The 16,246-nt window shown below is 64.8% G+C and carries 14 protein-coding genes; 6 read left to right on the top strand and 8 right to left on the bottom strand.

Features of this window, described 5'->3' with window-relative positions; genetic code table 11:
* Positions 1 to 43: 43 nt before the first annotated feature.
* Entirely contained in the window at positions 44 to 1,768 is a 1,725-nt protein-coding gene (locus OOZ51_RS12085; protein ID WP_265979840.1) for a DEAD/DEAH box helicase, read from the bottom strand.
* Between the two features lie 383 nt (positions 1,769 to 2,151).
* On the opposite strand from OOZ51_RS12085, the gene OOZ51_RS12080 reads away from it, so the two are divergent.
* Positions 2,152 to 2,826, top strand: coding sequence for an SAM-dependent methyltransferase (locus OOZ51_RS12080; RefSeq protein ID WP_265979839.1), 675 nt, complete (start codon positions 2,152 to 2,154; stop codon positions 2,824 to 2,826).
* On the opposite strand, the gene OOZ51_RS12075 is transcribed toward OOZ51_RS12080, so the two are convergent.
* Positions 2,823 to 4,292, bottom strand: coding sequence for an MFS transporter (locus tag OOZ51_RS12075; RefSeq protein WP_265979838.1), 1,470 nt, complete (start codon positions 4,290 to 4,292; stop codon positions 2,823 to 2,825). The two genes, OOZ51_RS12080 and OOZ51_RS12075, sit on opposite strands and share 4 nt — an antisense overlap.
* A gap of 151 nt (positions 4,293 to 4,443) precedes the next feature.
* Here OOZ51_RS12075 and OOZ51_RS12070 point away from each other — a divergent pair, with 151 nt between their 5' ends.
* Positions 4,444 to 5,709, top strand: a complete 1,266-nt coding sequence (locus tag OOZ51_RS12070; protein ID WP_265979837.1) for an alkaline phosphatase family protein — start codon at positions 4,444 to 4,446, stop codon at positions 5,707 to 5,709.
* On the top strand, positions 5,706 to 6,857 hold the full coding sequence (locus OOZ51_RS12065; RefSeq protein WP_265979836.1) for an alkaline phosphatase family protein: 1,152 nt from the start codon (positions 5,706 to 5,708) through the stop codon (positions 6,855 to 6,857). The genes OOZ51_RS12070 and OOZ51_RS12065 overlap by 4 nt, the downstream gene beginning before the upstream one ends.
* A 29-nt stretch (positions 6,858 to 6,886) precedes the next feature.
* Here the strand turns inward: OOZ51_RS12065 and OOZ51_RS12060 are convergent, their stop codons facing one another.
* Positions 6,887 to 7,942 carry an Lrp/AsnC family transcriptional regulator gene (locus OOZ51_RS12060; protein WP_265979835.1) on the bottom strand — a complete coding sequence of 352 codons (1,056 nt, stop codon included), beginning with the start codon at positions 7,940 to 7,942 and terminating at the stop codon, positions 6,887 to 6,889.
* A gap of 143 nt (positions 7,943 to 8,085) precedes the next feature.
* Here OOZ51_RS12060 and OOZ51_RS12055 point away from each other — a divergent pair, with 143 nt between their 5' ends.
* Positions 8,086 to 9,318 (top strand): M20 metallopeptidase family protein, encoded by a 1,233-nt coding sequence (locus tag OOZ51_RS12055; RefSeq protein ID WP_265979834.1) that lies wholly within the window; start codon positions 8,086 to 8,088, stop codon positions 9,316 to 9,318.
* A gap of 28 nt (positions 9,319 to 9,346) precedes the next feature.
* Positions 9,347 to 10,639, top strand: coding sequence for an MFS transporter (locus tag OOZ51_RS12050; protein ID WP_265979833.1), 1,293 nt, complete (start codon positions 9,347 to 9,349; stop codon positions 10,637 to 10,639).
* 72 nt (positions 10,640 to 10,711) lie between these two features.
* On the opposite strand, the gene OOZ51_RS12045 is transcribed toward OOZ51_RS12050, so the two are convergent.
* Positions 10,712 to 11,998 carry an MFS transporter gene (locus tag OOZ51_RS12045; protein WP_416346375.1) on the bottom strand — a complete coding sequence of 429 codons (1,287 nt, stop codon included), beginning with the start codon at positions 11,996 to 11,998 and terminating at the stop codon, positions 10,712 to 10,714.
* A 77-nt stretch (positions 11,999 to 12,075) separates the two neighbouring features.
* On the opposite strand from OOZ51_RS12045, the gene trmB reads away from it, so the two are divergent.
* A complete protein-coding gene (trmB, locus tag OOZ51_RS12040) occupies positions 12,076 to 12,999 on the top strand; it encodes a tRNA (guanosine(46)-N7)-methyltransferase TrmB (protein ID WP_265979832.1) in 924 nt (307 codons plus the stop codon).
* Between the two features lie 133 nt (positions 13,000 to 13,132).
* Here the strand turns inward: trmB and dhaL (OOZ51_RS12035) are convergent, their stop codons facing one another.
* The 4 genes from dhaL (OOZ51_RS12035) to dhaL (OOZ51_RS12020) are packed head-to-tail and all read right to left on the bottom strand — an operon-like array spanning position 13,133 to position 16,245.
* Complete coding sequence (dhaL, locus tag OOZ51_RS12035) at positions 13,133 to 13,789, bottom strand: dihydroxyacetone kinase subunit DhaL (protein ID WP_265979831.1); 657 nt, start codon at positions 13,787 to 13,789, stop codon at positions 13,133 to 13,135.
* Between the two features lie 26 nt (positions 13,790 to 13,815).
* Entirely contained in the window at positions 13,816 to 14,823 is a 1,008-nt protein-coding gene (locus OOZ51_RS12030) for a dihydroxyacetone kinase subunit DhaK (protein ID WP_265979830.1), read from the bottom strand.
* A 58-nt stretch (positions 14,824 to 14,881) separates the two neighbouring features.
* Positions 14,882 to 15,601 (bottom strand): HPr family phosphocarrier protein, encoded by a 720-nt coding sequence (locus OOZ51_RS12025; protein WP_265979829.1) that lies wholly within the window; start codon positions 15,599 to 15,601, stop codon positions 14,882 to 14,884.
* Positions 15,598 to 16,245 (bottom strand): dihydroxyacetone kinase subunit DhaL, encoded by a 648-nt coding sequence (gene dhaL / locus OOZ51_RS12020; protein ID WP_265979828.1) that lies wholly within the window; start codon positions 16,243 to 16,245, stop codon positions 15,598 to 15,600. Before dhaL (OOZ51_RS12020) ends, OOZ51_RS12025 begins: the two co-directional genes overlap by 4 nt.
* Between the last annotated feature and the right edge of the window lies 1 nt (position 16,246).

The raw sequence follows: 16,246 nt of genomic DNA, 5'->3' as shown, positions 1-16,246 counted from the left end.
CACGCTGAGCATGTCCAGTGGAGTGCGTGGGCCCCAAACCGGCCTAGCGGCCGCGACGCTCGTTCGACGCCGGAGCCGAGGCACGGCGCGGGCCGCTGCGGGCCGGGCGACCCGAACCCGAGTTGCCCGAGCCCGAGCCGTACGAGCCACCGGAGTTGCCACCCGTGTTGGAGGACCACACGGACTTGTTGCCGCTGCTGCGTGTAGCAGTTGCGGATTCGGTACGCGGAGCCGACGCCGAGCGATTGCCACCGGCAGCACGCTGACCGGTAGCCGGACGGCCGCTGCGACCGTTCTGTCCCTGAGCAGCGGGAACGTCATTGCGGTGAGTGGAAGCAGAATTGCCGCGACCACGCGAGCTGCGGGCGACGTCGTCGTTCGCTGCTGCGCGGCGATCCGCACGGTTGATGTCGGTGCGTACCGGCTCGGAGGCAACCTTGCCACGGCCTCCGCGACCACCACGGCCACCCGCAGTGGGTGCAGCCTGGGTGGTGCGGCGGTTGCGCTTGCGCTGGGCATTGGCACCAGTGGAGGTGCCGCCACCCGGCTGCTGGGCCTTCGCTGCGAGCAGTGCCGCACGGGTGCGCGGGTCAACCTTGTCGGCAACCTGGCCCACGAGCTGGGCAACCAGCGGGGAGCTGGCCGTGACGCGCTCGAACGAGACGTCGACGCCGGCAGCCTTCATGAGCTTCTTGACGTCGGACTGCTGCTCGGGAAGTGTCAGCGTGACGACGGTGCCGTCTGAACCTGCGCGGGCCGTACGGCCGGAGCGGTGCAGGTAAGCCTTGTGCTCTGTGGGCGGGTCCACGTGGATGACGAGTTCGACGTCGTCGACGTGCACGCCGCGGGCCGCGACGTCGGTGGCCACCAGGACGCGGACCTCGCCGCTGGCAAACTCGGCAAGGTTACGGTCACGGGCATTCTGTGACAGGTTGCCGTGGAGATCGACGGCGGGGATGCCGCAATCGGTCAGGGTCTTGGCGAGCTTGCGTGCGTGGTGCTTGGTCCGCATGAAGAGCAGGCGGCGGCCGGCACCGGAGGCCAACTCTACGATCAGCTGCTTCTTGACGGTCTGGTCGTTGACCACCAGGACGTGGTGCTCCATGGTGGTGACCGCAGCCTGGGGGTCGTCCACGGAGTGGGTCAGCGGGTTGGACAGGTAACGGTTGACCAGTTTGTCAACACCGTTGTCCAACGTCGCGGAGAAGAGCAGGCGCTGACCCTGGGTAGGAGTCATGTCCATGAGCTTCTTGACCACCGGGAGGAAGCCGAGATCGGCCATGTGGTCGGCCTCGTCCAAGACGGTGATCTCGACAGCTTCGAGGGTCAGGATGCGCTGGCGGATGAGGTCCTCAAGGCGGCCCGGGCAGGCGATGACAATGTCGACGCCGGCACGCAGGGCCTTTTCCTGGCGTGCCTGGGAGATGCCACCGTAGATGACCGTGGTGTTCAGGCCCATGGCCTTGGCCAGCGGTTCGATGGTGGCGTTGATCTGGGTGGCGAGCTCACGGGTCGGTGCAAGGACCAGGCCCATCGGGCGGCCGGGCTTGCGGAAGTGCTTGGCTTCGCGCTCGGCGAGACGTGCCACAAGCGGGATAGCGAAAGCGATGGTCTTGCCGGAGCCCGTGCGGCCACGGCCCAGGACGTCGCGGCCTGCGAGCGTATCCGGGAGGGTCTTGACCTGGATGGGGAAGGCTTCTTCGATGCCATCTGCAGCGAGGGACTCGGCGATGGCCTTGGGCGTGCCAAGGGCAGCAAAAGTAGTCATGTGTTTCAAGGGTCTTTCTGGCGGTGTCCAACGGACATCGTCCCCCGACGCCGGTTGGGCCAAGGGTTCGCCGAGGAAAAAGTCAGTGATCGACCGGTAGGCAATAAGCCGTGGCCGGGACCAGAGAAAACGCGTTCATCGACGCAGGATGTGCCTCTCACATGAAAAAAGCCCACTCCCCGAATCCGGGACTAAGCGGGCATCACTGCACATCAAGTAAGTCCATTCTAGCATCCGCGGACAGCCCACCTTTCCACGGGGGTCTTTGTTGCCCAAGTAACTCGCAGTTGTTGTCGTTTTAGGGCCTGAAAACGACAACAACTGCGAGCCAGTTGGGTGGGTGGCCGTTGCCCCGCGGGGGCACGTCAGGGCACGCTTGAGCCATGACGCACCAGCACGACGGCGGAGCCCACCTTCACAGCGAACCGAACCACGGCGTTGACGCAGCGCAGTTTTGGGACGAGGTGTACCAGGAAAAAGCGAAGAGATGGAGCGGGAATCCCAATCCGCAGCTGATCTCGGAAGCCGCAGGCCTGACTCCTGGCACCGCCCTGGACCTGGGCTGCGGGGAGGGCGCGGACGCCATCTGGCTCGCCCGGCATGGCTGGACGGTGACCGCCGTGGATGTCTCCGCCGTCGCGCTTGAACGGGCAGCCGCCCATGCGATCGAAGCGGGGCTACAGGACCGGATGACCTGGTTGCAGAGGGACTTCGCAACATGGCGTCCGGGCGAGGCCTTTGATCTGGTGTCCGACCAATTCCTTCACTCTCCGCTTCTGCCGTGGCGCGATTCCTTTGCCTCGGCCGCAGCAGCCGTGGCTCCCGGCGGGGCTTTGCTTGTGGTGGGGCATCACCCGGAGGGCCTGACTCCGTGGAGCGCGCACAAGGAAATGAAGGACAAGTTCTTCACTCCCGAAGACTTAGTAGACGCGCTCACCCGCGGCCCTGGCTCGTGGCGAATCAACGTCGCTGAATCCCGAGAACGCGTGGTGACCGGTCCGGACGGTCAGCAGGCCACCACCGTCGACAGCGTGCTCCGGGCCCACAGAAAGTCTTAGGCTCTTACGTCGTCGGCTTCCTCGGCGCGGTGAGCCTCCGCGCCCTGACCACCCGGACCGCCCGGAGGCCGCCTGCCCGCCACGCGCGGCGCAATGATGAGTCCGACGACGGCGATCCCCGACGTCAGCGCGAACACTCCCGCGAAGGAGGCCACCGTCGTCGTCAGCGCACTGAAGACGAGTCCCGTCACGGCGAGCGAGAGGGCGCCTCCCAGGGAATCGGCGATGGACATTGCCGAACTGTTGAAGCCTTGGTCCTCGGGGCGGGAGAGTGCCAGGGTCATGACGCTCAGGCGCGGGTACATCAGGCCCATACCGGCGCCCGCGAAGAGCCAACCCGCAATCGCCACCGCGGCCGGCCACGCAAACACCGTGGTCACAAGGAGAACGGCCACTGAACCGAGCACCAGCGCAGAACCGATCCGGACAGCCACGGCATTCCCAAGCCTGGAACCCAGCCGGCCCTGGACGGCGGACGCTCCTGCCCAGGCGAGGGCCGATCCAGTCAGCGCGAGTCCGGCGAACGCCGGGGTGAAGGAGTAGCGCTCCGTCAGCAGGTACGGAACGTAGACCTCGGCGCCGAAAAACGCGGCGGAGGCGATTCCACGCATAAGGATGACGCTCGGCAGGCCGCGGTGTGCGCCGAGGGTGCCGCGGGGAACCAATGGCTTCACGGCCAGCATTGCGATGACGAGCGCGACGGCGGCGATCACCCAACCCACGCCGGGCACCTGCCCGGACAGGTTCAGGCCGAGGACGGAAAGGGCTGCGAGCGCAGCCCATCCCATGCGGCCGAACGCCCAGGGAACGTCCGCGGCGTCGGGCTTTGCTTGGCGTGGCGCGGTCTTCGTGGAACCTGCCTCCCGCACGTCGGGCGCGGAACGCATGCCGCGCATGGCGGGCAGGATCATCGCCAACGCCGGAACCACCAGGCCCACGACGCCCAGGAAAACCCAGTGCCAGCTGCTCAACTGGGCAACCACGCCGGCCGCGAAAGGCCCGATCATCGAAGGAATGACCCAGGCAGCCGAGAACGCCGCAAAGACCTGGGCGTGCAGCCTGGCGGGGTAAACCCTCGCGATCACGACGTACAGTGCGACTGTCATGGCGCCGCTACCGAGGCCTTGGACGAGCCGCCCAGCGACGAGCATCGGCATGGAACCCGCGGTACCGGCGATGAGCAGTCCCGCTGCGAACAGGGCCACGGAAGCGTACAGCGGAGCGGACGGCCCACGCCGGTCCGCCCAGTTCCCTGCGGCTACCATCCCGATCACACCAGTGGCGAGGGGCCCGGCGAACGCCAGAGCATAGAGTCCGGCGCCGTTCAGTTCGCGGCTCACCAGCGGCATGATGGTGGTGACGGCCATCGATTCGAAAGCTGCCAGGAAAACCAGCGCGCAGGCACCCACAGTCGCCAAAAGGTACGGGCGTTGCAGGATGCCGGCTGTCGCGTCGTGGCTAGTCATCATCCCAGCCTAGAAGCCCAAACGAGTTTGGTGCCACAATTAAAATCCATTCAAGTGATTAATGTTCATCTGAAATTAACTCTGAGCGAACACTGTATTAAATAGCCAACTATCGATTGTGCCCGTAATCATTCCGTGATCGACTCTTGGGGTGAACTTCACAAGACGCAATTTCCTGTCAGTCGCCGGATCCGCCACGGCGGCGACCCTTGTCAGCGGGGCGACCATGGGAGCCGCTCCTGCTGCGACCCCACTCCCTCAACCCGGTGCTTCGGGCATCGACCACATCATTGTGGTGATGATGGAAAACCGCTCCTTCGACCATTTCCTTGGCTGGATGCCCGGGGCTGATGGAAAGCAATCCGGCCTGACGTACGTTGACCGCTACGGGATTCCCCACACGACGCACCACCTAACGGATTTCCAGGGCTGCGCCCATCCCGACCCCGATCATTCTTACGAAGGCGGCCGGATCCAGTTCAACAACGGCAAGAACGACGGCTGGCTGCGAGCCGGTGATAACGATGAATTCGCGGTGGGATACTACGACTCAAGCGACGTGGACTTTTGGCGCCAGGCGGGCCCCGACTGGACCGTCTGCGACCGCTATTTCGCTGCCACCCTGGCCGAGACCTATCCAAATCGTTTCTATCAGCACTCGGCGGCCACAGACAGGCTCCACAACTCGACCGTCACCAGCACCATGCCCACGATTTGGGACCGCCTGGCAGCTGCCGGCGTACAGGGCAAGTACTACTACGGCGACATTCCCTTCACCGCGCTCTGGGGAACCAAGTACCTCGGAATCTCGAAGCACTACTCGGAATTCCTCAGCGATTGCAGTTCCGGGAAACTTCCCGCAGTCTCCTTCGTGGATCCGCGCTTCACGGATGAATCCAGCGGAACCTCCGGCGATGACCACCCCCACGCAGACATCCGCTCCGGCGAACTCTTCCTGGCAGAGGTCTACAACGCAGTGACCAAGAGCCCCAACTGGGCCAACACGATGCTGGTGGTCAATTACGACGAGTGGGGCGGGTTCTACGACCACGTGCCCCCGGAAACAGCACCGGACAGCAATCCGGATACCGCCAGGCGCGGCTTCCGCGTCCCGTCCTTGGTTGTTTCACCCCGGGCCCGCAGGCGCCACGTGGCACACGATACGTACGACCACACCTCAATCCTGAAGGCCATCGAGTGGCGCTGGGGGCTTCAAGCCCTGACACCGAGGGACAGCGCCGCCCGAAACATCGCCGAGGTGCTCGATTTCCAATCAGCACCGAATCTGGCGGCCCCGACGTACCTCGTGCCGCCCTATGTCGCCGGACCGGCATGTTCTCCCGTCGGACCGCCCGCGGAAGAAGAGTGGGCTGGTTTGAAACAAAAGGCTCTAGCGGACGGATGGATCCTGCCATGACATTCAAAACCTTCACCATTTCCAGGCTCCGGCTCGGATTTGCGGCCCTGATGGTTGTCTTGTTGACCGTTTCCGGTATTGCATTCGGCATCCACCAGACGCAGGCCCAAGCAAGCCAACCCCAGACGACCCAGAGCGCGGGCTATCTCCCCGGCGCCAAGCATGTGTTCGTGATCAATCTCGAAAACAAGGGCTACGACACCACGTGGGGACCAAGTTCGGCCGCGCCGTACCTTTCCACCACGCTGCGCAGCCAGGGCGTCCTGTTGAACCAGTACTTCGGCACCGCACACAACTCCCAACCGAACTACGTCGCCCAGATTTCCGGACAAGGCCCCAACCCGCAGATGCAGGCAGATTGCCAGACGTACTCTCCGTTCGCCAAGACCGGAACTGCATCCCCCGGCCAGGCCGTGGGAGATGGCTGTGTCTTCCCCGCTGATGTTCCCACGGTGGCCGGCCAATTGACTGCAGCCGGGAAGACCTGGAAGGGCTACATGGAGGACATGGGTACTCCATGCCGCCACCCCGCCCTCGGCGCCCCCGATGACACGCAGAAGGCGAAGGTCGGGGACCAGTATGCGGCCCGCCACAATCCCTTTGTCTACTTCGCTGGGATCACGGGATCACCCGACTGCGCCAAGAACGATGTGGACCTCGGCGCCCTGAAGACCGATCTTGCTTCGGTCTCCACCACGCCAAACCTGTCCATGATCACCCCGAACCTCTGCCACGACGGACACGACTCCCCCTGCGTGGACGGACAGCCCGGCGGCCTGACCAGCGCGGATGCATGGCTTAAGCAGTATGTTCCGCTGATCACCTCGTCTCCCGCGTTCCGCCAAGACGGTGTCCTGGTGATCACCTTCGACGAATCCGACAGCCCCCAATCGGACGCCAGCGCGTGCTGCGGCGAAGGCCCGGGACCCAACTCCCCGCTTCCCGGGATCGTCGGGGAGGGCGGCGGCCGCGTCGGCGCCTTGGTCATCTCGCCCTTCACCAAGGGTGGCACCTGGTCCACCACCCCCTACAATCACTACAGCCTGCTGGCGAGCATTGAGGACACCTTCGCCCTTCCGTACCTCGGTTACGCAGGCACCCCGGGACTTAACCGCTTCGGACTCGACGTCTACAACGCCCGCCTCTAGGCCGGGCCCCGCACCGGGCGGACCGCGAGTTACGCCGGGGTCGTCAGCTCGATTGCGGGGACCAGCTCACCGGCGGCGGTAGGTACGACGGCGCCAGTCGCCGTCGAGTCGGGGTTCAGCATCCAGCCGACCCGCTTGGCCGTGCTCAGCATCACGACGCTTTCGACGAGTTCGATCCCGGGAATGCGCTGCTGGATTGCTAGTTCCATCTCCATGATCTCTGCCAGTGAACGCAGCCACATGATGATCACAAAGTTGGTACTCCCGGTGGTGGAGGCCGTGAACCGGACGTTCCTGACGGCCCGTAGCTCGGCGGCCGCGGCTTCATGTTGTCCTGCCGGAACATTCGCGAACCACTGGCACGTCATGGGAAAGCCGGAGAATTTCTGGGCAATTTCGCAGCGGAAGGACAGCATCCGGCTCGCGAGCACGCGGCCGAGCTGCCGCTGCACCGTGGCAGGGTGGCGCCCCAGGGCACGTGAGATCTCCGCCGCGGAGGCCCGCCCATCCCGCGCGAGGAAGGGAAGAAGTGCCATGTGGCTCGCCGGCAGCGGGGTGACCACCGCGTAAGGGGCGGACGGATTGGCCGCTTCCGGCCCGGCAAGGGCACGCAGAGCCTGCTGCTCCGCCCGGCTCAGCACATTGAGCCGCCACGCATAGCCACTGGTGTGGATCCGCGTGCAGAGCGAGGTCCGGTACTTGGTGAGCCCCCGGATTTCCTTGAGCTTGGGCAATAGCCGCGTGCTGAACTCGCTCAGGTCCTGGGTGATCACAGTCAGCATGAGGTCCCGGTTGCTGGCGGCCTCCTCAACCGTGATGACCTCGGGAATCGCAGCAAGCGCGGCTGTGACCTCGGGCCTGAGGTGCATCTCGCAATCCACGTCCAAGAGCGCCAAGCAGGCATTCTTGGGATCGCCCATGAGGTGGGCTGTGGTCCAGGCTGCTCCAGACTCGCGCAGCCGGTCCCATCTGGAGGCCAACGTAGTGGCATGGACGTCGAGGACTTCGGCGGCGTCGGACCAACTGATCCGCGGCGAGATCTGGAGGGCATTGATCAGCCGCAGGTCCTCTTCACTGAGTTCCATGAGCGATCCTCTCCTAGGCGGTGCGTGAATCCTGTTAATTCTGGCATGCTCCTGAATTTTTTCAGGGCTTTAGGAGATTGTGAGGCTAATCACTCCACAATGGCTATGGATACTTACCAAACGTTCAGGAAACGGGAGAACAGATGTCGATCGCCGCAGACGCCAAAGAGATGCAGGGAGAAATCGCCCGGTTCCGCCACGAGCTCCACCAGGAGCCGGAAATCGGCCTGGACCTCCCGCGCACCCAGGAAAAGGTACTCAAGGCGCTCGACGGACTCCCGTACGAAATCACCCTTGGCGAGAGCACGACGTCGGTCACTGCAGTCCTGCGCGGCACCGCGCCCGGTGCGCCTGCCGCGAAACCTGCGCAGAAGCCAGCGGTGTTGCTCCGCGCCGACATGGACGGCCTTCCCGTCCAGGAGCGCACCGGCGTCGAGTTCTCCTCGAAGATCGACGGCGCCATGCACGCCTGCGGCCATGACCTCCACACGTCCATGCTCGCCGGAGCCGCTACCCTGCTGGCCGAACGGCGCCATCAGCTGGCCGGCGATGTGGTCCTGATGTTCCAACCGGGCGAAGAAGGGTTCGACGGCGCGGGCCACATGATCCGCGAAGGCGTCCTGGACGCTGCAGGCCGCCGCGTTGACGCCGCCTATGGCATGCATGTCTTCTCCTCCCTGGAACCGTATGGCCAGTTCTGTACCAAGCCTGGAGTGATGATGAGCGCCTCTGACGGGCTTTTCGTCACCATCCTGGGTGCCGGCGGGCACGGTTCGGCGCCCCATTCGGCCAAGGATCCCGTCACGGCAGCCGCAGAAATGGTGACTGCGCTGCAGGTCATGATCACGCGGCAGTTCAACATGTTCGATCCCGTAGTCCTGACCGTCGGCGTGCTGCAGGCTGGCACCAAGCGCAACATCATTCCCGAATCTGCCCGATTCGAAGCCACCATCCGCACCTTCTCGGAAGCCTCCCGCGACCGGATGATGACCGCCATCCCCCAACTCCTCAAGGGCATCGCCTCAGCACACGGCCTGGAGGTGGATGTCGACTACCGCGGCGAATACCCCATGACCGTCACCGACGAGGACGAGACCCACACCGCGGAGAACGTCATCTCCGGCATGTTCGGCGATTCGCGGCTCTCCCGCTGGGCCACGCCAATCAGTGGCTCGGAGGATTTCTCCCGGGTCCTCGCCGAAGTGCCGGGAACCTTCGTAGGCCTCAGCGCCGTGCCGCGGGGCGTGGACCACACCACCTCACCGTTCAACCACTCCCCCTACGCCACCTTCGACGACGGCGTCCTGTCCGACGGTGCGGCGCTCTACGCAGAGCTCGCGATCTCCCGCATCGCCACCCTCGCCGCCGGCAACTAACCACCACCCCAGCCACTTGGAGCAAGACATGACCGCCACCGTAGGCGCATCAGCCACCGTTCAGGTTCACAAGTCCCATCTGCGGACCCTCATTGGCACCGGCATCGGAAACGCCGTCGAATGGTACGACTGGGCTATTTACGCCACATTCTCGCCCTTCATTGCCAGCGCCCTCTTCAGCAATGCCGACCCCACGTCCGCGGTCCTCTCCACCTTGGCGATCTTCGCCGTCGGCTTCGTGGCCCGGCCGTTCGGCGGCTTCGTCTTTGGTTGGATCGGAGACAGGATCGGCCGCAAGACCTCCATGACGTTCGCCGTCGGCCTGGCGGCCTTCGGCAGCCTGCTGATCGGCATCGCGCCGACGTTCCAGGCCGTCGGGGCCCTGGCCTCGGTCATGCTCCTGGTGGCCCGCCTCATCCAGGGCCTCGCCCACGGCGGCGAACTGCCGTCGTCGCAAACGTACCTGTCCGAAATGGCACCCAAGGAAAGGCGCGGCTTCTGGGCGACGCTCATCTACACCTCCGGCACCGCCGGCATCCTCGCCGGGACCCTGCTGGGCGCCATCCTGACCGGAGTGCTGAGCAAGGCCGACATGAACGCGTGGGGCTGGCGTATCCCGTTCCTGGTGGGCGGCGCCCTGGGCATCTACGCCCTGGTCATGCGGGCCAAGATGAAAGAGACGGAGGCGTTCGAAGCCGAAGCGCCGAAGGAAAAGCACGAGCCCATGTGGCCGCAGATCGTCAAATACCGCAAGCAGGCACTGCAGGTGATCGGCCTGACCGTCGGTCTAACCGTTGTCTACTACATCTGGGGCGTCGTGGCGCCGAGCTATGCGGCAACCACCCTCAAGATGGACCGCGGAGAAGCCCTGTGGGCCGGTGTCATCGGCAACATCGCGTTCATCGCCTCGCTCCCGTTCTGGGGCAAGCTCTCCGACCGCATCGGCCGCAAGCCCGTGCTGATCATGAGCTCTGCCGGTGCCGCCCTGTTGCACTTCCCCATGACGTGGCTCCTGAAGGATTCCCCGTGGCAGTTGGCCGTCAGCATGTCCGTGATGCTCTTCTTCATCGCCGGCAGCGCCTCGATTGTCCCGGCCGTGTACGCCGAGCTCTTCCCCACCAAGATCCGTACCGTGGGCGTCGGTGTCCCGTACTCCATCTGCGTGGCTGCTTTCGGCGGCACTGCCCCGTACCTGCAGACCTGGTTGGGCAGCATCGGCCAGACCAACATGTTCAACGTCTACGCGGTGATCCTGCTGGCCATTGGAATCGCGTTCGCCTTCACGATTCCGGAAACCAAAGGCAAGGACCTGACGCACTAAAACTCTCCCAACTGACTCGCAGTAGGTGTCGTTATGAGCCCTCATAACGACACCTACTGCTAGTTACTTGGGTTAGTCGACGTAACGGTTCCGGCCCGCGCGGAAACCGAAGAAAGCAGCCAAAGAACCCACCAGGAGGAACAGGATGCCGGCCGCCGCGAAGCCACCCGTAGCTTGGTGCAACTGGCCGACCATCAGCGTTCCGGTAGACCCCAGCCCGTAGCCGACGCCCTGCATCATGCCGGAAAGATGCGCGGCCGTGTGGGAATCACGGGTTCGCAGCATGATCATGGTCAGAGCCACGGCCGTGAGGCTGCCCTGGCCCAGGCCCAGCAGCCCGGTCCACACCCAGATCAGGTCCGTGGGACCGAAAATACTCAAGGCGAAGCCGCCGCCGGTCATGAGCGCCACCACAGTGTTGATGACGCGCTGGTCCTTGAAACGGGCGGCCAGCCCCGGAGCCAGGAATGAACCCAGCATTTGCAGCACGATCGAAACGGACACGATCAAGCCAGCCGTCCCGCCGTCGATCCCGCGATCACGCAGAATCGGTGCCAGCCAGGCAAACACACTGAAGGACATCATGGCCTGCAGCACCATAAAGACGGTGACCTGCCAGGCGACGGCGGAACGCCACACGTTCGCACCGCCGTCGGCGGCGTTGTGGCGGACGGGATGCTGGCGGAGCGCCAGCGGCAAGAAAAGCAAAAGTACGACGGCGGCGGGCAGCGCCCAGAACCACAGCGCCGAAGTCCAGTGCCCGGCAGCCGTGAACACAGGGTAGGTAAAACCGGCGCCCAGCGCGGCAGAAGCGCAGATCGCCGTCGTATACAGGCCGCCCATGAGTCCGAGCCGGTGAGGGAAATCGCGCTTGACCACTCCGGGCAGAAGCACGTTGCACAGCGCTATCGCGGCGCCACACGCTGCCGTTCCAGCGAGTAGGGCGGGCAAGTGCCCGGCACCGGCGAGATCCACGGGACGCAGCAACAGCCCGGCGGTCAGCACCGCCATCGCGCCAAGCAACACTCTCTCGGCACCGAAACGGCGGGCCAGGACCGGCGCCAGCGGGGCGAAAACACCCAACAACGTCACTGGCACAGTGGTGAGGACGACCACCGCCCAACCCGGCAGCCCGGCGTCGGCGGTGACTTCCGGAAGGACCGCCGAAAAGCTCGAGAACACCGTCCGTAGGTTCAGGCCGATGAGCACCAGGCAGATCCCCAGGAAGACGAGTCCACGGCGAGTCTTGACCTGCGTGGGTTCGGCAGCGGGAACCTCATCGATCTCAGCGTCGACGAGGATCCCGGGGACGCCGGGATGCGGCCTGGTGTTCTTGGAAGCGCTTGAGGCGGGGGTCACCAACCCATTCTGGCAGTTTGTCCACACACACCGGCTCCGCCGCGGGGCTTTGACCGTGCGACGGTATTCTGGAGGGGATGAGTGAATCCCCAGAATCCCCTGAAACGCCGCAGTCTCCGCGCCCTGTGACCCCCGGCAGCCAAGCCTCCTTCGGCACCTATGGTGGCCGGCCGGTCAGCTTTGTGCGCCGCGGGACACGCCTTCAAGGCCGTCGCCAGGCCGCGTGGGAGGAGCACTCGGACCGCTGGGCCATCCAGGTTCCACGGCATGTCGCCAACACCTCGGTGCACCCGGACTACGTGTTCGACGCCGAAGTGGAATTTGGGCGCAAGGCGCCGCTGATCGTCGAAATCGGTTCAGGACTCGGCGATGCCGTGTGCCATGCCGCGGAGGAAAACCCGGACAAGGATTTCCTCGCTGTCGAGGTCTACACTCCGGGCCTGGCCAACACCATGATCAAGATCAACAGCCGCGGGCTCAGCAACGTCCGAGTGGTGGAAGCCAACGCCCCCGAGGTCCTGGCCACCATGCTCCCCGCGGGTTCGGTGAGCGAGCTCTGGGTCTTTTTCCCGGATCCGTGGCACAAATCCCGGCACCACAAGCGCCGCCTCATCCAGCCCGCGTTCGCCGAACTCGCTGCGCGGTCCCTCAAGAAGGGTGGCCTGTGGCGGATCGCCACCGACTGGTCCAACTACGCCATCCACGTCCGCGAAGTCCTCGCCGGCTCCACTGAGTTTGAAAACCTGCACGACGGCGAGCGGACCGGCGCGGAAAGCCCCCTCACCCAGGTGTGGGAATCCGGCGTGGAATCCATGGTGGGCGGAGCACCCGTCAAGGAAGGCCGAGCACCGGTCAGCACCGAGCACACCGGGCCCAATGAGGGAGTGGACCACGTGGGCGGATGGGCTCCGCGCTTCGAGGGCCGGATCCGCACGAGCTTCGAAAACAAGGCCCACGAGGCCGGGCGCATGATCTTCGACCTCAGTTATCGAAGGATCTAACAGCATCGCCTCCACGCCGCGCACCTTCGACCGGAAGGCTAGCTGCTCTAAGCTCGAGGACATCCCGTGCGCAGCATTCCTGCCGTCAGCCGACTAGGCTGTGGCGCCCAACGGTCGCCACGCCCAACGGTCGCTACGCCCGGCCGGCGCCGACAGTGTCCGCGCCGACAGTGTCCGCGCCGGCCTCAAAGAACAGTGCGATGGTGACCGCCCCGGGATCGAGCACCCCCCGCGCGAGTTCGCCCACGTAGGTGGCCCTGCCGCGGGCGGCGACGAGGTCGGCAGTGGACTCGGCACCGGCCCGGGCAGCCAGGGCTGCTTCCAGGAGCGCATTGCCCAGCGTACTGCCGCGCTCGGCGCCCGCGGTGAGGGCAACGGATGCCGGTTCCAGTGCGTCGATCATTGTGTTGTCACCGACCCGAGCGCCGCCGAGTTTCTGGATCGTCGACAGGCCCGCGGCGATGCCTTGGGCGATGTCAGTGACGGCTGCTGCATCATTCTTGGTGCCTTTGGCGATGTCGCGGAACCACATCCCGAACAGCGGTCCGCTGGTGCCTCCGGTGGCCATGAAACCACGGCTTGCGGCTTCGAACACGGTGGTGCAGGTCGCTTCCGTGGCGGGCGGCAAACGCGCTTGGGTGCGTTCCAGGGCGGAGGCGATGTTCACGCCGAAGTCGCCATCACCGGCGAGGCGGTCCAGTTCTGTCAGGTAGGCCTGAGTCGAGGCAAATCGTTCGTTGAACGCGGTGAACCACGCCAGTGCAGTGCTGCCGTCGATGAGGTTGGTCATTGTGTTTCCTTCGGTTTGTTGTGTTGTTACCAAGTGAGGGCCGGTGTGCGGACCGCGTCGTCCCACAGGCTGATCAGCTCGTCATCGGCGACGGTCAGGGTGACGGAGAGGCCGTGCATGTTCAGGGAAGACACGTACGTGCCGACCAAGGAACGCGCGATGCTGATGCCACGACCGTTCAGAAGGTTGTGTACGTTGCGGGCTGCGATGGATAGCTCGAGCGGGTAGGCCCCGCCGAGGCCGTTCACGATTGCAATCACCGACTGGCCGCGCTTGACCTGCAGGCTGGAAACCAACGGGGTCACGAGCTGTTCGACCAGATCGTCAGCGGGTGCAAAGGCGATGCGGCCGGTACCGCGTTCGCCGTGGATGCCCACTCCGTATTCCACCTCGTGTGGTTCCAGCTCAAACGCTGCAGCGGACTCCCCGGGGTGCGCACCCGCATCCAGGGCGATCGCCAGGCTGCGGGAACGCGCTACGACGTCGCGGCCGCGTGTGGCGATCGTGGAAACACCGGCGCCCCGCTCGGCAAGGGCGCCGCATACCTTCTCTACGGTGACCACTGCGGCGGTGCCGCGGCGTCCGGGGCCGTCATTGCCGTTGTCGGAGGCGAGGTCGTCGTCAACCAGGACCTGCTCTACAGGGACGCCGTCGTCATCGGCCAGGGATGCGGCGATCTGGAAATTGAGTACGTCACCGGTGTAGTTCTTGACGATCTGCACTACGCCTGCGCCGGTGTTGGCGAGTTTGGTGCCCGCATGCACTTGGTCTGCGGTGGGGCTGGCAAAGACTGCGCCGCAGACGGCGACGTCGAGCATGCCGCTCCCGACGAATCCGGCATGCAGTGGCTCGTGGCCGGAGCCTCCGCCTGAGACAAGTCCGGCTTTGCCGGGTGTCAGGGTTTTGCGGGAGATCAGGTTGTGTTCGTTGTTGAACGTCACCAGCTCCGGATGGGTGAGGGCGAAACCGTCGAGGGCTTCGTCGATCACACGGTGGGGGTTGTTGATGATGTGTCGGCGCACGGCTGTAGGCATGGAAGTACTCCGGTTCTTGTTTCAGGTCAGTGGAAGGAGAGGGAAGGGATAGGAAAGGCTAGGAAAGCTCGCCGAACCCTTGGATGACGAGCCGCTTTACCGCGTTCACGGCCCGACTGGCGTCGGGGCCGTTGGCATCAATGCGGAGCTGATCGTTCTTGCTCGCTGCGAGGGACAGCAGACCGATCACACTGGATGCGCTGACCGGTCCTCGCCCGGCGGTGGTGTTTGTCAGTTCGATGTCGGCGCTGAACTCCCCGGCCGTCTGCACGAGTAGTGCTGCCGGGCGGGTGTGCAGGCCCATCGGATTGATCAGACGTTCCTCCGCGCTGGCGGCGGGGTTTTCCGAATCGGTGTTCTCCGGGACTGAAGCGCCCGGTCCGGTGACAGTCTGCGTCCTTTTTGCGTTGAGGGCGTTGCTCGCTTCAGCGGCAACGTCGGCCAGCGAACTGCCTGCCGTTGCGCCGACCACGGCCGCCGTAGTTGCTTCGACGAAGGGGCCGTCGCTGATCAAGGCCTGGTAGGTGCTGCTGCGGATCTCCAAGGCCAGGGATGAACTGAGGATCGCTGATCCCAGGTCGGTGATCACAAGCACGCCCTCCGTCGTCGCGAGGTCATCGATCGCGGACGCGATTGCTGTTGCGTCGGTGCCGAACCCTCCGGCAGCGCCCGCGGCGATCCGGATGGGAGGTTGCGCGCCGTGAACCATTTGCAGGGCGAGTTCCATCGCAGCGTTTGCGAGGGCTTCACTGTGTGAGACGAGCACGATGCCGATCATGCGCGTCCTTCCCCGATGGTGGCGGCCAGCGCTGCAACCAGGATGGCCGCTGACGCGGCTCCCGGATCGATGTGTCCGGCGCTGCGCTCACCGAGGTAGGACGCCCGTCCTTTGCGTGCGACGAGCGGTTTGGTGGAGTCCCGGCCGATCGTCGCCGCCGTGGCGGCGTCCGCGATTGAGCCCTGCAGTTGCCGGCCGTCAGCCAGGGACTGGGACAGTGCCGTGACGGCCGGTTCGAGGGCGTCAATCATCGTCTTGTCGCCAACTGTCGCGTGTCCTCGTGCAATGACACCGTTCACGCCGGCATGCAGCGCGTTCTCCAATTCAGATCCGTTCAATTGCACGTCTGAGGGGGTGTTTCGGCCCATTTCAAGGAAGAAGGTGCCGTACAGGGACCCGCTGGCTCCGCCGACCGTGGACACCAGGGTTATGCCGACGGCCTTGAGCAGTTCCTGTACCGTGCCTGTCGTCCCGCCATCGAGCTTGGCGACCACTGCGGCTGTGCCGCGGACCATGTTGGTCCCGTGGTCGGCATCTCCAATCGCCGAGTCCAGCTCGGTCAACCAGTCTGCCTGTGTCGTGATTTCGGACGCGAAGCGGTGCAGCCACTGCTGTAGCGCATCAATCGTGAGTGTTTCTGGCATG

The organism is Arthrobacter rhizophilus (assembly GCF_026241105.1).
Taxonomy (GTDB): domain Bacteria; phylum Actinomycetota; class Actinomycetes; order Actinomycetales; family Micrococcaceae; genus Arthrobacter.
Note: the sequence above shows the minus strand (reverse complement) of the source record. Positions and strands in the feature narration are given on the sequence as shown.

What these genes read in the sequence shown, in the direction of transcription:
- OOZ51_RS12085 (WP_265979840.1), bottom strand. Translation starts at nt 1,768, where the DNA reads ATGACTACTTTTGCTGCCCTTGGCACGCCCAAGGCCATCGCCGAGTCC.
- OOZ51_RS12080 (WP_265979839.1), top strand. Translation starts at nt 2,152, where the DNA reads ATGACGCACCAGCACGACGGCGGAGCCCACCTTCACAGCGAACCGAAC.
- OOZ51_RS12075 (WP_265979838.1), bottom strand. Translation starts at nt 4,292, where the DNA reads ATGACTAGCCACGACGCGACAGCCGGCATCCTGCAACGCCCGTACCTT.
- OOZ51_RS12065 (WP_265979836.1), top strand. Translation starts at nt 5,706, where the DNA reads ATGACATTCAAAACCTTCACCATTTCCAGGCTCCGGCTCGGATTTGCG.
- OOZ51_RS12060 (WP_265979835.1), bottom strand. Translation starts at nt 7,942, where the DNA reads ATGGAACTCAGTGAAGAGGACCTGCGGCTGATCAATGCCCTCCAGATC.
- OOZ51_RS12055 (WP_265979834.1), top strand. Translation starts at nt 8,086, where the DNA reads ATGTCGATCGCCGCAGACGCCAAAGAGATGCAGGGAGAAATCGCCCGG.
- OOZ51_RS12050 (WP_265979833.1), top strand. Translation starts at nt 9,347, where the DNA reads ATGACCGCCACCGTAGGCGCATCAGCCACCGTTCAGGTTCACAAGTCC.
- trmB (WP_265979832.1), top strand. Translation starts at nt 12,076, where the DNA reads ATGAGTGAATCCCCAGAATCCCCTGAAACGCCGCAGTCTCCGCGCCCT.
- dhaL (WP_265979831.1), bottom strand. Translation starts at nt 13,789, where the DNA reads ATGACCAACCTCATCGACGGCAGCACTGCACTGGCGTGGTTCACCGCG.
- OOZ51_RS12030 (WP_265979830.1), bottom strand. Translation starts at nt 14,823, where the DNA reads ATGCCTACAGCCGTGCGCCGACACATCATCAACAACCCCCACCGTGTG.
- OOZ51_RS12025 (WP_265979829.1), bottom strand. Translation starts at nt 15,601, where the DNA reads ATGATCGGCATCGTGCTCGTCTCACACAGTGAAGCCCTCGCAAACGCT.
- dhaL (WP_265979828.1), bottom strand. Translation starts at nt 16,245, where the DNA reads ATGCCAGAAACACTCACGATTGATGCGCTACAGCAGTGGCTGCACCGC.